This is a genomic window from Paraburkholderia hiiakae, from assembly GCF_904848665.1.
Taxonomy (GTDB): domain Bacteria; phylum Pseudomonadota; class Gammaproteobacteria; order Burkholderiales; family Burkholderiaceae; genus Paraburkholderia; species Paraburkholderia hiiakae.
This window is the reverse complement of sequence record NZ_CAJHCQ010000036.1, coordinates 28903-42381: the sequence shown is the minus strand read 5'-3', so window position 1 is coordinate 42381 and position 13479 is coordinate 28903. Positions and strand designations below refer to the sequence as shown.

Below are 13479 nucleotides of genomic sequence, written 5' to 3'. Positions count from 1 at the left end.
TTGAACTCTGCCGTGTACACCTGGTGCGGTACCTTGAACATCTCTGCTTTCCTTCCTTTGGGTCGAGTTTATACGCGACCTGCTGGAAGGCGAAATTTCAAGGGAAGCTCAGACAGGATTTCGCGAAGTCGCAATGACGGGCCACGCCTAAGCGGAACAAAACCCTGGCGGGCACATTGCCGGTTCAGCGGATCGAACCGGAGGCGTTGCCCGCGTTCGCGCGCTTCGCCTCGCCTCGTGAATTACCCGATCAAGCGTGCCCACAGCGTTCGTATGCGGCGCGCGGGGTCCTCTAACAGATACGAGGCCGCGAGCGCAAACAAGCCAGACACGACCCCCGTCGCGACGTGTTCGAGAACATGAATGCGATAGTGACTCGTGTGAGCGTAGGCGTCGCCGATCACGGTCAGGCAGCCAACCAGCAGCGCGTTGCCATAGCGATTCGCGTACCACTTCGTCGCCGGCGTGAAGGTGAGCAGCACGGCCAGCAAGCCGGTGAAGAGTCCAGTCTTGAATGCGATGGACCAATGGGTCAGGCTCATGATGTTGCCCCAGCTCCCCGGCATGCAGGTCATGCATGCGCTGGTCGGCTGCCAGAAGCGCTGGATAAAGAGTTTCATGCGGCGTAGCCATTCGCTTCCCATGACGTGCTCCCGGTGCAGGGTGTGCGGCCCCGCCGAAATCATGCATTGCGAATTGCACAGTGGCAAGGCGCGCGCGCTGCGCTCCTGGCGCAAGCCACGCCGGGAGCGCACTGCCTGGGTTCGAGCTGGGTTCAACCAGGCTTCAATGCGCCATGGCGCCCGACGCCGGATGATCCATGCCCATGGCGTCTTTCTTCATGGGCTTGTCCATCTTATCCTTGCTCATCGCGCCGTCCTTGCTCATCGTGTCGTGCGACATGGCGCCCTTGCCCATGGTGTCCTTGTGCATCGAGTCTTGCGACATGGTGTCGTTCGACATCGCGCCGCTTGCCTGCGCGAATGCGCCGCTTGCGCTCACGCTCAAGAGGGCGGCGGAGATGGCGATAGCTGCGAATCGGATCGTGTTCATTTGCGTTGCTCCTTGCTGGGTGGAAAAAGCCGTTGCCCTTTTTCGGGCGGAAGTGAAACGGAACCGTCGTGCGAAGCGGCGGCAGGAAGATGTCACGAACCGCCGAACCAGTTGTAGCCCTGGTCGACCCAGTAGCCGCCTGGATACGTATTCGTGACGAAAATCTCGACGATGTGTTTGGGGTTCTTGTAGCCGAGCTTCGTAGGCATGCGCAGCTTCATCGGATAGCCGTATTTCGCGGGCAGGCGCTCGCCGTCGTAGTCGAAAGCGAGCAAGGTCTGCGGATGCAGCGCCGTGGCCATGTCGATGCTTTCGTAGTAGTTGTCGGCGCAACGAAAGCCCACGTATTTCGCGGTGAGATCGGCGTCGACACGCCGCAGGAAATGCGCGAACGGCGTGCCGCCCCAACGGCCTATCGCGCTCCAGCCTTCAACGCAGATATGCCGCGTGATCTGCTCGGCATGCGGCAGCGCATACAACTCAGGGAGCGTCCAGACACGCTGGCCCTTGACGAGTCCGCTGATTGTGAGCCGATAGTCGCCGCCATCGACGACCGGCGCCTCGCTTTCGCTATAGAACGCGTTGAAGGGAAAGGGGCGCGTGATCTGGGCTTCGGTGTACGTTGGCGCGAGCCGGGTCGGGTCGAACAGCCACCCCTGCACGCGATCGTTGAGCCGGGAAACGGCGGTGAGGAAGGTGTTGACCGAGGCGTCGTCGGTGATCGTGCAGCCTGTCAGCAGCGAAAGACCGCCGAGCGTGAGCATGCGCTTGCCGAACAGGCGCCGAGACGGCATGTCGAGTTCGCGCCGTGCATCGGCAAGAATCGCTGCGCGGTCGAGTTCGATGATTTTGCGTCCGGTCGTTTTCATCTGGAATCCTTATCAACAGATGGGGATGGCGTCTCTCATTGCAGCGGACAGCGAGTTCAGCGTCCGCGAAGCATGGTGAGCAACGAGCGTGGCACGAGCGCGACCATCGTCACGTGAACGAGCACGAACGCCGCAAGCAACGTCATCGCGCAGAAGTGCACCACGCGCGCGCGGTCGTAGCCTCCCATCAATTCCCGCAGCAGCGGAAACTGCACCGACTTCCAGATCGCAAGGCCCGAAAGCACGAGAACGACGAGATCGGCGATCGCGACGAGATAGGCGAGTTTCTGCACGGCGTTGTACTGGCTCAGGTCGGCGTGAGAAAGTCGGCCGGTCAACGCGGCGCGCAAATCATGCAATACGGCGCGCGCGCTCAGGGGGAAGAACTTCGTGCGCCAGCGGCCTGTAGCGAGATTCATGGCGAGATAGAAGAGCCCGTTGAAAAACAGCAGCCACATCGCCGCGAAATGCCATTGCAGCGCGCCGCCGAGCCAGCCGCCGAGCGTGATCGACGTGGGTATGACGAATTGCGCAAACACGGGCGACGCATCGTAGATGCGCCAGCCGGAAAACATCATGACGAGCGCCGCGAGCGCGTTGAGCCAATGCGTGACGCGGAGCCAGAGCGGCTGGATTGCGCGCGGGTGGCGAATGCGTGCTTCAAGTGCGGGCGTTTCACCGATCGACGTTTGCATGGCGATTCCTCGTTGGCGCAGCGTTGACAGTGAATTCGCTGTGGCGCGCGAGTCGGTTACAGCGCGTCGAGAAAAAAATCGCGGCCCGAGCGCGGCCAAAAATATATTGCTTCGGCTGTAACCCGGCTGGCGCTGCGGACGAACTACTCGCAACGGGCGCTCGGGCTCGCGCCACGGGGAGAAGCAAAAGGTGGGCTTAACCAGCACATGGGCGACGATGACGGAAGGGGCGACGCCTCGCGCGCACGCCCGCGGCCTGCATGGCGTTGCGGCGCGCGAAGCGTTCGGCTACGCTCACGCGAACGGGCGCGAGTGCGGCGGCGTTCGTAATCATTTTGAAAGTTCGCCGTCGCAAGACCGGGCGAGCGCCTTGCCCGCCAACCCGCCAACCTATCGTCGCGACAATCCAGGACGACCTTTGCACTCCGCGGAAACCCGTCTCAAAGCGCTTTTTGTCAGCGGCCTGGAAGGCGACGCGCAAGCGTATCGCGACTTCCTCGAGGAACTCACGCGTCATTTGCGTGGCTACCTGCGCCGGCGTATTCCGCAGTTGCGCGACGACGTCGAGGACCTCGTGCAGGAGATCCTGCTTGCGGTGCATAACGCGCGTCACACATGGCGCCCCGACGAACCGCTCACGGCCTGGGTGCACGCGATCGCCCGCTACAAGTTAATGGACTTTTTCCGCTCGCGCGCACGCCGCGACGTGCTCAACGATCCGCTCGACGATCACACCGATCTCTTCGCCGCGCCCGACGACGAACCCGCGCAGGCGCGCCGCGATATCGGCAAACTGCTCGAGCAGTTGCCCGACAAACAGCGCCTGCCTATCGTCCACGTGAAGCTGGAAGGGCTTTCGGTCGTGGAAACGGCGAAGCTCACGGGACTTTCCGAATCGGCGGTCAAGGTGGGTATTCATCGCGGTCTGAAAGCGCTTGCCGCGCGCATCAGGGGAGCGCAATGAAAACCGACGATCTGATCAACCTGCTTGCCACGGGCGATGCGCGCGTGGACCGCAAGGCTGTGCTGCGCCGCTTCGCGCGGGCGCTGCTGCTTGGTTTCGCGGGCTCGGTCGTGCTGATGAGCGTGGTGTTCGGCGTGCGGCGCGATCTCATGAGTGTCATGCAAACGCCGATATTCTGGGCGAAGCTCGCGTTCCCGTTGTGTGTCGCGGCCGCTGCTGCGCTCGCGGTCAGCCGCCTCGGGCGGCCGGGCCAGCGCGGCGGCTATGCGTGGGCACTCGTGGCGCTGCCATTCGTCGCCGTGCTGGCGCTCGCGTGGCTCGCGCTGGGCGACGCGGCGCCCGCGCAACGCGTGCCGCTCGTGCTCGGCCACACATGGCGCACGTGCCCGTTCAATATCGTGCTGCTATCGGTGCCCACGTTCGTGGCCGTGTTCTGGGCCGTGCGCGATCTCGCGCCCACCCGCCTGCGCGCGGCGGGCGCGGCGGCCGGGCTCTTTGCGAGCGCGCTCGCGACCATCGCGTATTGCCTGCATTGCCCGGAGATGAGTCCGGCGTTCTGGAGCGTCTGGTATGTGATCGGCATGTTGCTGCCGGCCTGCATTGGCGCGTGGCTGGGGCCGCGGCTGCTGCGCTGGTAACGGCGTGTGCCGGTCAACGCGAGTGGGCGCCCGTCACGGCTTCAGGAAGCGTTGCGCCAGGGCTTCGTAAAGCGGCGGCGCGAATAGCCTGGATACCTGGCTCGAAACGAGCGCCGTTGCCATCAACGAGATCACGAGCGCGTGGCCGTCGATCATTTCGATGACGATGACGAATGCCGTGATCGGGCTCTGCGTGACGGCGGCAAGATAGCCGACCATGCCGAGTGCGATCAGCATCGGCAACTGCATCTGGCCGAACACCATGTGCAGCACATTGCCGATGCCCGCGCCGATCGCCAGCGACGGCGCGAAGAGGCCGCCCGGCGTGCCCGGCAGATACGAGCCGACCATCGAGGCCATTTTCAGCACGGGATAGGCCACGCCGAGCTGCGAGTGGCCTTCGAGCATGCCGCGCGCTTCCGCATAGCCGCTGCCGAACAGATTGCCGCCGCTCGCCACGCCGATCGCGGCGATGAACAAACCGCACAGGGCGCCGAACACCACGGGCCGCTCCTTTCGGAGAACGAACAAGCGGGCGGGCATCCATCGCTCGGTGTTGAGCAGCAGCCAGCAGAATACGCCGCCCGCGAGGCCGGTAATCACGCCAACGAGAATGACGGCGACGGCGAGCAGATCGGGCAAATGGCCGCTGATGGCGATCGTGCCGAAATACACATAGTTGCCTTGCAGCGCGAGTGAGACGACACCCGCAAAGATGATCGCCGTGATGATCACGCCGCTCGTTCGCGCCTCGAAGCTGCGCGTGAGTTCCTCGATAGCGAAGACCACGCCTGCGAGCGGTGCATTGAACGCGGCAGAAAGGCCCGCGGCCGCGCCCGCAAGCGCGAGCTTGTATTCGAGGCCGACGCCGTACATGCTGCGCAGCCGCGCCGGGTAGAAACGCCGGAGGCTGTACATCAGCGCGGCGCCCACGTGGATGGTCGGCCCTTCGCGCCCAATCGTGAATCCGCCGAGAATCGCAAGGAACGACAGGGCGATTTTGCCGATCAGGATGCGCAGCGTGAGCAGACGCGGGCCGAATTCGCGCACGTCGTGCAGCGTCGCGATGACCTGCGGGATGCCGCTGCCCTCCGAACCCGGAAACCAGCGGCGCGTGGCCCAGACGCAGAACGCGCTGATTGCCGGTGTGATGAGAATCGGCAGCCACCGGTGATGAGTGGTCATCTGCAAAAAAAGCGCGTAGCCGAAGTCGACGAGCCGCGCATACATGACCGCGACGAGCCCCGTCGCGATCGCGCCAAGCCAGAACACGCCGAAATACAGCCAACGCCGCCGGCTGCGCAAGATCGTACGACTATCTATAAGGTCGGAAACTCGCATGAAACGGCTTGGCCAAACTCCCTTTTCTGAAGCATTGCCGGTCGAGCCGCAGCGAGGGCGACACGACCGATTTTCGGGAGGTTACCACGCACGCGATTTACGCCGCCAGCCAGTTCCACCAAAGCGCCTTAGCGCATGCCCCCGCTCGCGACGATATGTTCGCCCGTCAACCATTTGGCATCGTCCGATGCGAGGAACACCACGGCCGAGGCGATATCGTCGGGCTGCCCCACGCGTCCGAGCGGCGTTTGGCTGACTGCAAGGCTTTCGAAATCCGAACCGATGACGCCAGCCGTGTGTGCGCCTTCCGTCTCGACCACGCCGGGATTGATCGCATTCACGCGGATTTTCCGCGGCCCCAGTTCGCGAGCGAGCACGCCGGTGATCGCATCCACGGCGCCCTTCGTGCCGCTATAGACAGCCGTTGTCGGCGGCGTGAGCGTCGTCACGACCGAACTCACGTTGATGATGCTCGCGCCCTCGCCAAGATGCTTCACGGCCGCTTGCGTCGTGAGCAGCACGCCGAGCACGTTCGTGTCGAACTGCTTGCGGTATTGCGCCTCCGTGAACTCTTCGATCGGCGCGAATTCGTAGACGCCCGAGTTGTTCACGAGGATGTCGAGCCGACCGTAAGTTTCGACGGCCGCACCGATGATCCCTTGCGCGTCCGCCGCCTTCGACACGTCGCCGCCAACGGCAACCGCCTTGCCTCCGGCCGCCGTAATCGCGCTCACGACCGCATCCGCGCCCGCCTTGCTGCTCGCATAGTTGACCACCACCGAAGCGCCTTCGGCCGCGAGGGCGCGGGCGATAGCGGCGCCGATGCCTTTCGACGCGCCCGTGACAACCGCCACCTTGCCTGCAAGTTTGCTCATCATGTTCTCCGCACCGTAAGTTGCACCATCGACTAGGAACCGGCCTCTTGAGTTGCACGAACCAATCGGCCGGCGACGAGTAAGAATGTAGAGATCCGCGCCGCCGCGATAAAGCGGCCGGGCGCGAACAGACTGGCGGGATCAACCGAACAATCGGGGCAAAGTTGAACAAACTGGAGTCAGCGGGCGCGGAAACTCCAGTGGCTTCGACTGCAAGCGTCTTTACCAGCGTTGGTGGACGTGCGGCGCGATAAGGCGTTCGTATACGTCCCGCGCGTGTTGCATGGCTGCATCGGACAGTGGCGCGAGGCTTGCCGCCGAGACATTCGACGCCGCCTGGGCCGCGTTCTTGCTGCCCGGAATGATGACCGAGACGGCATCTTCCATGAGTATCCAGCGCAGGGCGAGTTGTGCCATAGAGGCGCCCACCGGGACCAGGCCGCGCAGTTCGTCGACCGCCTTCAAGGCGACGTCATACGGCACGCCCGAGAACGTTTCGCCGACGTCGAACGCCTCGCCATGGCGATTGAACGCACGGTGATCGTCTGGCGCGAAAACAGAGTCGGCGGACAACTTGCCGGTGAGCATGCCGCTCGCCAGCGGCACGCGCGCGATGACCGCAACGTTCTTCTTTTGCGCCTCCCTGAAAAACAGATCGGCAGGACGCTGGCGGAACATGTTGTAAATGATCTGCACCGAAACCACATTGGGATATTCGATCGCCTTCAGCGCTTCTTCCACTTTTTCGACCGAAACGCCGTAAAAGCGGATTTTGCCGGCGGCGACAAAGTCGTCCATCGCGTCGAACACTTCGGGACGGTAATAGACTTCGGTCGGGGGGCAGTGCAGTTGCACCAGGTCGAGCGTGTCGACACCCAGGTTCGAGAGACTCCGGTCGATGAAGCCTTCGAGTTCGCGCTTGTTCAGATAGCCGCTGGTCACGTGCGGGTCGAGCCGCCGGCCGAGTTTGGTGGCCACGATGGGACGCTCGCCGCCGCGTTCCCGTAGCACGTCGCGGATAATGCGCTCCGAGCGGCCGTCGCCGTAGACGTCGGCGGTGTCGATGAAAGTGACGCCGTTATCGAGCGCGGCGTTCAGCGCGGCTCTCGCATCGTCTTCGGCAACGCTGCCCCACGAACCGCCGATTGCCCATGCCCCAAACCCGATTTCGGACACATTCCAGCCGGTACGGCCGAATTTTCTCTTTGAAAGCGTCATTTACGTGCTCCTCCTGTGGTTGGCGAAATTACCTCGCCGGCGTTTCAATGGCCTCTGCGCCCGTAGTTTAGCGGGCTGTTGGCGCATTGCCATCTTTTCGCCCCCTCGCGTTGGCTTCGAGCACGGTGGTGGCAGGAGGTGGCGGCAGCCTATGCCGCTCTGGTGGTTGTCAATGGCCCCGCACTTCCGGCGAGGTAAGCACGTCTAACGTCAAAATTGAAACTCAGGAGGCCGTAACGTTTTTTTCGCCCGAACAAGGGCACTTCGTGACACAGGAGCGGCGCCGACGCGCGCGCCCCGTCACGGTCTCCGCCTCAAATCGGCTTTTCGATCGCCGCCTGGCCGTGAGGCGTAAGCGTCTGGAGCCCGTCCTTGTCGAAGCCGCTATACGACCAGTCCAGCTTTCCGGCGGTCGTAGCGACCGAGCGGGTTAGACCGATGCCGTATTCAGTCAGATACGTTCGACGCGTCTTGTTCTGGACGATGCCATCTTTCGTTTGCTCGCAGTCCAGGTCGATCGCTTTGCCAGTCAGCGCGGCGTTGAACTGGGAAGCCGGATAGTAGCGGCTTGCATGACAGGTCCACGTGAGCGGCCGGAAGTTGACGATCTGAACCGTCGTGCCGAACTTGAAGGTCGTCGTATAGGTTTCATCCTCCTGCGGCGCGTTGAAAGCAAACTCGCCGTTGTCGGCATCATGCGCGACGAAGGGGATGAACGCCGCTGTCTGCGCGTAGTTCGCCGTTTCTTCTTTCAGGCTGTAAATGTTGAGGTAGGAGAGGCTGAACGTTGCGGCTGCGGGAACACCATTCGCCGAGCTTTCATACACCTGCTGGACCATGCCCGTATCTTGCGCGTTGATCAGCACGGTTTTGAAGTCGCGCTCGATTCCGGCTGTGCCAACGTGCCCCGTTACCTTGCCAAGCACCGTCAAGACCTTGAACGGCAGTTTGTGCGTACCCGCTGCCGGCATTTTGTCGCGAAGGCTCGTGGGCAATGAGTCCACGCCAAAGTGTGCCGCGAGATAGCCGGGCTTGTCGTTGGCCATATCCTTGACCGGCACGAACTGGACACATCCGGACAATAGCGCAACGGAGGTGATGGAAGTGCCAACGAGCAGGCGGGCTATTCTGTTTCGCATCTTTTTCTTCGATTCTCTGTCAACGGTTGGAGCGCCGGCCAAACGAGCACGGCTTGGCATACATATCGGCGCTGCGGGAGAGTTCTTTAATCGAAGACCGAAGCGGGGCGGGGGGCTGCGAAACCGAGGGAGTCGAGGGAGGAAGCTAGCGGTCCTCGCCGTGCCCGAGTTGCTCGAGGTACGTCCAGGGATATATGCCGCGTGCATGGCCGTCGCTGAACGCGAGTTGCACGCCGTAGCCCATCGGCTCGATGGCGAGCAGCGTCACGTCCGGTGCGGCCGCGGGCGCGACGCCGCCGAGCCGCACGCGCCGGCAGGCTGCGCACGGGCAGGCTGCGCGCAGCCGGACGTGGTCCACGCGTTGTATTTCGCCCGTTGGCCAGCACAGCGTGAGCGCTCGCGTGACGGAGTCGTTGCGGACTTCGAGCGGCGTTTTCATGGCGCTGCGCCCTCGATCTGCCCGATCGCGATGCGCACGGCCTTGCGCACTTCGGGATCACGGTCTTGTACCGCGCTTTGCAGCGCCGCCAATGATTCCCGCGCGGCCAGTTCGCCTAGCGTGAGCGCCGCTTCTTTGCGTAAATTGCTGATCGAGTGCGTGAGCAGCGTGGCGACGGCGGCGGCGGCTTTCGCATCGCGTAGCTGGCCGAGCGCGCGCGCCGCGCGCAGCCGGACCTGCCAGTACGCGTCGCCGAGCGCGACGACTAGCGGTTCGAGCGACGTGGCGGCGCGCAATTTGCCGAGCGTCGTCGCGGCTTCTTCGCGCACTTGCCAGGCGTCGTCGCGCAGCGCCGTGAGCAGCGCGTCGAGCGTGGCCTGATCGCCAGGCGACGCGAATCCAAGCGCGCCAACGGCCGCACGGCGGACCTCAGGATGCGCGTCGCTGGCGGCGAGCGCGGCGAGCGCCTTAAGCGCGCGTGCCTCCTTGAGCCAGCCAAGCACGGCCACGGCTTCGAGCCGCACGTCGGCCTCTGTATCCGCGAGCGCGTGCAGCGCCGGCTCGAAGGCATCCGCAAAGCGCAGTTCGCGCAGGCCGCGCAGCGCCGCGCGGCGCACAAACGGTTCGGGCCGCGTGGCCCAGCGGCGCAGCACGTGACCCGACGACTGGGCTTTCAGCTCCGAAAGACTTTGTGCCGCGGCTTCGCGCACGTCGTCGTCGGTGTCGAGCAACGCGGTGCAGAGCGCTTGAACGACGTCGTCGTCTTCCCACGAGGCCAGCACGACGGCGGCTTCGCGCCGCACATCTGGAGCGGGGTCGTCGCGCAGCGCGGCGATGAACGCCGGCAGCAGCGCTTCATCTTCGAGATCGGCGAGTTCGAAGAGCGCGATGCGCCGCACGGCGGGATCGGCGTCGGCCAGGCGCGCGAGCAAGGCGCTCGCTTCGGCGCTCAGGTGCTGCGGGTTCGGTAAGGTGGGAGCGGAAGCGGTCATGGGCAAAGGCGGTCGTCTGGTGGGCGCTCAGGTAGTGTTTCGGGTGACGTAGAAGGCGCTTGCGGGCTACGCCGTTTCGCGCAACAACGCGAGACAGCGGCGCTTGATGTCGATGAATCCGGCTTCGGTCGTGCTCTCGTCGCTACGCGGCCGCACGAGCGGCACCGCAATATCGGCGATTAGGCGCGCGGGTCGTTGCGAGAGCATCAGGATGCGGTCGCCGAGAAACAGCGCTTCGTCGATGTCGTGTGTAACGAACACGACGGTCGTGCGGATCTGCGCCCAGATGTCGAGCAACAGCGTTTGCATCATGCGGCGCGTTTGGGCGTCGAGTGCGCCGAAGGGCTCGTCCATCAGCAGAATGCGTGGACGGTTGATCAGCACGCGCGCGATCTCCACACGCTGCTGCATGCCGCCCGACAACTGCGCGGGATAGTGCGACTCGAACCCCGCGAGGCCGACCAGCGCGAGCAGTTCGGCGGCTTCGCGCCGGCGCTCGCTTGCCCCAACGCCCTTCATCTTCAGGCCGAAGGCCACGTTGTCGATCACACGCTTCCAGGGGAACAGCGTGTGCTGCTGGAATACGAGTCCACGCTCGGGATGCGGGCGATCGACCGCGAGACCGTCCACGGCGATTTCGCCGTGCGTGGCCGGCAGGTGCCCCGCAATGGCGCCGAGCAATGTGGACTTTCCGCAGCCGGACGGCCCGAGCACGCAAACGAACTCGCCGGGCGCGATATCGACGTCGAGCGAGTCGAGTGCGGCGAAGCGCGCGTGCGGCGGCCCGACCTCCACGGTCAACGAGCGCACGTCAATGCGCCCGGGCGCGTGGGACACCGGGGCCCGGACGCGGGCTTGCGGCTGGATGGCGGCTGGCATGTTCACTGGCGGGCTCCCCGCAGGCGATACCACGGCGTCAACGCTGCGCCAATGCGCTTGACGAGCAGGCTGCTGCCCATGCCGAGTACGCCGATCAGTGCCATGCCGACGACGATATCGGCGTAGTTCTGCAACGTATAGGATTCCCAGGTGAAATAGCCTATGCCGCATTGACCGGCGATCATCTCCGCGGTCACGAGGCAGAACCAGGCGGTGCCCATGCCGATGGAAAGGCCCGTGAAAATCGAAGGCGCCGCACCTGGCAACACCACTTCCGTGTAGAGCGACAGCGAGCCGGTGCCGAGACCTCGCGCGGTGGCGACGAGGCGGGGATCGACGGCCTCCACGCCGTGGATCGTGTTCAGCAAGATGGGAAACAGCGCGCCGATGAACGTGATGAACATCATGCTCAGTTCCGAAGAGGGAAACATCAGGATCGCGAGCGGAATCCACGCGACCGCCGGGATGGGCCGCAGCACTTCGAGCGGCGGCAGCAGCACATCTTCAAGCGCGCGATAGCGGCCGATTGCGAGTCCGAGCCCGACGCCGACCACAGCCGCCGCGCAGAAGCCGGCCAGCACGCGCGTCAGGCTCGCGGCGAGATGCATCGGAAGTTTGGGCGAATGGAGTAGCGCCCAGAGCGCGGGAATGGCGTCGGCGGGTGAGGGGACGTTCGCGAACGTGACGATGCCAAGCGATAGGCGGTAATGAACGGCCGCTTGCCAGGCGGCCACGAACAGCACGATCGATCCGGCGCGCCAGGCGCGGCGGCGCATCGGTGCATAGCGCGCCGCGGCTCCAGTCACTGCCGGTTCCTGGGCGACCGGGCGTTGCCGGGCTGCGAGGTCGAGCGTGGCAGACATGCGGACTCCTCATAAAGTGAAGATGAGCGGACAGGACATGGCGTGCTAGCGCGAAGCGAGGGCCTGTTGCGCCCCCGTTTTTGCGGCGGCATAGTCCACGACAGCGCCCGACGTGTGCTGTGCATAGGCATCGGCGCCCGCCTTCTGCAGGAAGGCGGTGACGCCGCCATGCGCGTCGCGCACGTACCAGGCGTCGGAAGCGAAGAGCTTCTGGCCGCTGTCGTGGTCCTGCACGTACACCGCGCGCACCTTGCTGCCGGACTGTTCAAGCTTCGCGAGCGCAGCGAAACCTTCCGCCGCGCTTGCATAGTTGCGCACGTGCGCCTCGTTTGCGACCCACACCTGCGTGACCGCGAGGGGATCGCGAATGGGCTTGCCGGTCAGCGCGTCATTTGCCAAAAGCGGTTGGCGCGCGTAGTTTTTCAGCGCGGCGTCATAGTCGAGCCCCGACTCCTTGAACGCTTCGCGGATGTAGCGGTCGTCGACGAACGTGTTCGCATCGAGCGTGACATCCGTTTTCTTGAGCAGTTTCAACGTGTCGATGGCGGTCGCCACCGCCTGGCGGTACTCCGGCTTCCAGGTGAGATCGCGCGTTTGCAGGCCGAGCGGGCCGTGATAGAGATAATCGACAGGCGCTTCGATGCCCGTCACTTTCTCGATCAGCAGACTATATTTTTCGGGATCCTCTGCGATCAGGCGGTTCGCCTCGATTGCTGTGCGCAGATACGCGACCACGACTTCGGGATACTTCTGTGCATACGCGGCATCGACGAGCGCGCCGTGGAAGGTGGGCGCATGGCTTTGTGCGCCGTCATAGATCTTGCGGGCGATGCCGCGATACGGGAAGAGGTCGGCGAACGGCACGAAGTCGGCGTGCGCGTCGATCTTGCCCGCCTTGAGCGCGCTGCCGGCCACTTCCGGCGCCTGCGTGATGATGTTCACGTCGGTATCCGGGTTCCAGCCTTGTGCCTTGATTGCACGCAGCAGCATGCCGTGCGAGGTCGAGGCGAACGGCACCGAGATTGTCTTGCCCTTCAGGTCGGCGATCGAATGCACCGGCGAATTGACGGGCACGACGATGCCATTGCCGCTGCCCTCGGTGCTGCCTTCGAGCACGGTGATGAAGAGGCTCTTTCGCCCGGCCTTCTCATACGCCGCGCCGTTGAGCGAGCCCGGGAAATCCGCCATGGCGCCGAAGTCTAGCTTGCCCGCTACCATTTCGTTCGTGAGCGGCGCACCGGAAGTGAAGTCTTTCCACTGCACGTCGTAAGTGACGGTCGCGTATTTGCCGGTATGCGGCAGATACTTGTGGAGCAAATGCAATTCTCGGATCAGGAGGCCGCCCGTCGCGCAGTTGATGGTCGTGTCCTGGGTGCCGATCGCGACGCGAATCGTCTCGGCCTGGGCGGACATTGCAACGGCGAACACAAGCGGTGCGGCGAGAAGGCGAAGAATCCGTTGGCGTGTTTTCATGGCTTTTTTGGCGAGCAATATGGGGACCGTCGTGGAGTCGC

The 13479-nt window shown here is 64.0% G+C and carries 15 protein-coding genes; 2 read left to right on the top strand and 13 right to left on the bottom strand.

The features are described 5' to 3' along the window. Positions 1-242 precede the first annotated feature (242 nt). The 4 genes from JMY28_RS37400 to JMY28_RS37385 all read right to left on the bottom strand — a co-directional run bounded on the left by JMY28_RS37400 (position 243) and on the right by JMY28_RS37385 (position 2617). Positions 243-644, bottom strand: a complete 402-nt coding sequence (locus JMY28_RS37400; RefSeq protein WP_201700909.1) for a hypothetical protein — start codon at positions 642-644, stop codon at positions 243-245. 142 nt (positions 645-786) lie between these two features. After that, positions 787-1053: a pentapeptide MXKDX repeat protein gene (locus JMY28_RS37395; RefSeq protein WP_201700908.1), complete on the bottom strand. Its 267-nt coding sequence runs from the start codon at positions 1051-1053 to the stop codon at positions 787-789. A 92-nt stretch (positions 1054-1145) separates the two neighbouring features. Further along, positions 1146-1922, bottom strand: coding sequence for a molybdopterin-dependent oxidoreductase (locus JMY28_RS37390; protein WP_201700907.1), 777 nt, complete (start codon positions 1920-1922; stop codon positions 1146-1148). Between the two features lie 56 nt (positions 1923-1978). Further along, complete coding sequence (locus JMY28_RS37385; protein WP_201700906.1) at positions 1979-2617, bottom strand: cytochrome b/b6 domain-containing protein; 639 nt, start codon at positions 2615-2617, stop codon at positions 1979-1981. A 418-nt stretch (positions 2618-3035) separates the two neighbouring features. Here JMY28_RS37385 and JMY28_RS37380 point away from each other — a divergent pair, with 418 nt between their 5' ends. Beyond that, positions 3036-3581 carry a sigma-70 family RNA polymerase sigma factor gene (locus tag JMY28_RS37380; RefSeq protein ID WP_201700905.1) on the top strand — a complete coding sequence of 182 codons (546 nt, stop codon included), beginning with the start codon at positions 3036-3038 and terminating at the stop codon, positions 3579-3581. Beyond that, on the top strand, positions 3578-4219 hold the full coding sequence (locus JMY28_RS37375) for a DUF1109 domain-containing protein (protein ID WP_201700904.1): 642 nt from the start codon (positions 3578-3580) through the stop codon (positions 4217-4219). Before JMY28_RS37380 ends, JMY28_RS37375 begins: the two co-directional genes overlap by 4 nt. A 33-nt stretch (positions 4220-4252) precedes the next feature. On the opposite strand, the gene JMY28_RS37370 is transcribed toward JMY28_RS37375, so the two are convergent. From JMY28_RS37370 to JMY28_RS37330, 9 genes are all read right to left on the bottom strand, one after another. Further along, on the bottom strand, positions 4253-5560 hold the full coding sequence (locus JMY28_RS37370; protein WP_201700903.1) for a chloride channel protein: 1308 nt from the start codon (positions 5558-5560) through the stop codon (positions 4253-4255). 128 nt (positions 5561-5688) lie between these two features. Further along, the gene (locus JMY28_RS37365; protein ID WP_201700913.1) at positions 5689-6435 is read right to left on the bottom strand and encodes a glucose 1-dehydrogenase; all 747 of its coding nucleotides are present in this window, start codon (positions 6433-6435) and stop codon (positions 5689-5691) included. Positions 6436-6657: 222 nt separating this feature from the next. Beyond that, the gene (locus JMY28_RS37360) at positions 6658-7653 is read right to left on the bottom strand and encodes an aldo/keto reductase (RefSeq protein ID WP_201700902.1); all 996 of its coding nucleotides are present in this window, start codon (positions 7651-7653) and stop codon (positions 6658-6660) included. Between the two features lie 314 nt (positions 7654-7967). Then, positions 7968-8852, bottom strand: a complete 885-nt coding sequence (locus JMY28_RS37355) for a hypothetical protein (RefSeq protein ID WP_201700901.1) — start codon at positions 8850-8852, stop codon at positions 7968-7970. An 85-nt stretch (positions 8853-8937) separates the two neighbouring features. Continuing rightward, positions 8938-9231, bottom strand: a complete 294-nt coding sequence (locus tag JMY28_RS37350; RefSeq protein ID WP_201700900.1) for a gamma-butyrobetaine hydroxylase-like domain-containing protein — start codon at positions 9229-9231, stop codon at positions 8938-8940. Continuing rightward, a complete protein-coding gene (locus JMY28_RS37345) occupies positions 9228-10223 on the bottom strand; it encodes a HEAT repeat domain-containing protein (protein WP_201700899.1) in 996 nt (331 codons plus the stop codon). The genes JMY28_RS37350 and JMY28_RS37345 overlap by 4 nt, the downstream gene beginning before the upstream one ends. A gap of 66 nt (positions 10224-10289) precedes the next feature. Next, on the bottom strand, positions 10290-11102 hold the full coding sequence (locus JMY28_RS37340) for an ABC transporter ATP-binding protein (protein ID WP_201700912.1): 813 nt from the start codon (positions 11100-11102) through the stop codon (positions 10290-10292). A 2-nt stretch (positions 11103-11104) separates the two neighbouring features. Beyond that, positions 11105-11965 carry an ABC transporter permease gene (locus JMY28_RS37335; protein WP_201700898.1) on the bottom strand — a complete coding sequence of 287 codons (861 nt, stop codon included), beginning with the start codon at positions 11963-11965 and terminating at the stop codon, positions 11105-11107. 45 nt (positions 11966-12010) lie between these two features. Beyond that, on the bottom strand, positions 12011-13438 hold the full coding sequence (locus JMY28_RS37330) for an ABC transporter substrate-binding protein (protein ID WP_201700897.1): 1428 nt from the start codon (positions 13436-13438) through the stop codon (positions 12011-12013). Between the last annotated feature and the right edge of the window lie 41 nt (positions 13439-13479).

Bases quoted from the DNA above. Each gene is read 5' to 3' on its own strand.
- JMY28_RS37400 (WP_201700909.1), bottom strand. From the start codon at position 644: ATGGGAAGCGAATGGCTACGCCGCATGAAACTCTTTATCCAGCGCTTC.
- JMY28_RS37395 (WP_201700908.1), bottom strand. From the start codon at position 1,053: ATGAACACGATCCGATTCGCAGCTATCGCCATCTCCGCCGCCCTCTTG.
- JMY28_RS37370 (WP_201700903.1), bottom strand. From the start codon at position 5,560: ATGCGAGTTTCCGACCTTATAGATAGTCGTACGATCTTGCGCAGCCGG.
- JMY28_RS37390 (WP_201700907.1), bottom strand. From the start codon at position 1,922: ATGAAAACGACCGGACGCAAAATCATCGAACTCGACCGCGCAGCGATT.
- JMY28_RS37340 (WP_201700912.1), bottom strand. From the start codon at position 11,102: ATGCCAGCCGCCATCCAGCCGCAAGCCCGCGTCCGGGCCCCGGTGTCC.
- JMY28_RS37360 (WP_201700902.1), bottom strand. From the start codon at position 7,653: ATGACGCTTTCAAAGAGAAAATTCGGCCGTACCGGCTGGAATGTGTCC.
- JMY28_RS37330 (WP_201700897.1), bottom strand. From the start codon at position 13,438: ATGAAAACACGCCAACGGATTCTTCGCCTTCTCGCCGCACCGCTTGTG.
- JMY28_RS37335 (WP_201700898.1), bottom strand. From the start codon at position 11,965: ATGTCTGCCACGCTCGACCTCGCAGCCCGGCAACGCCCGGTCGCCCAG.
- JMY28_RS37345 (WP_201700899.1), bottom strand. From the start codon at position 10,223: ATGACCGCTTCCGCTCCCACCTTACCGAACCCGCAGCACCTGAGCGCC.
- JMY28_RS37355 (WP_201700901.1), bottom strand. From the start codon at position 8,852: ATGCCAAGCCGTGCTCGTTTGGCCGGCGCTCCAACCGTTGACAGAGAA.
- JMY28_RS37365 (WP_201700913.1), bottom strand. From the start codon at position 6,435: ATGAGCAAACTTGCAGGCAAGGTGGCGGTTGTCACGGGCGCGTCGAAA.
- JMY28_RS37375 (WP_201700904.1), top strand. From the start codon at position 3,578: ATGAAAACCGACGATCTGATCAACCTGCTTGCCACGGGCGATGCGCGC.
- JMY28_RS37385 (WP_201700906.1), bottom strand. From the start codon at position 2,617: ATGCAAACGTCGATCGGTGAAACGCCCGCACTTGAAGCACGCATTCGC.
- JMY28_RS37350 (WP_201700900.1), bottom strand. From the start codon at position 9,231: ATGAAAACGCCGCTCGAAGTCCGCAACGACTCCGTCACGCGAGCGCTC.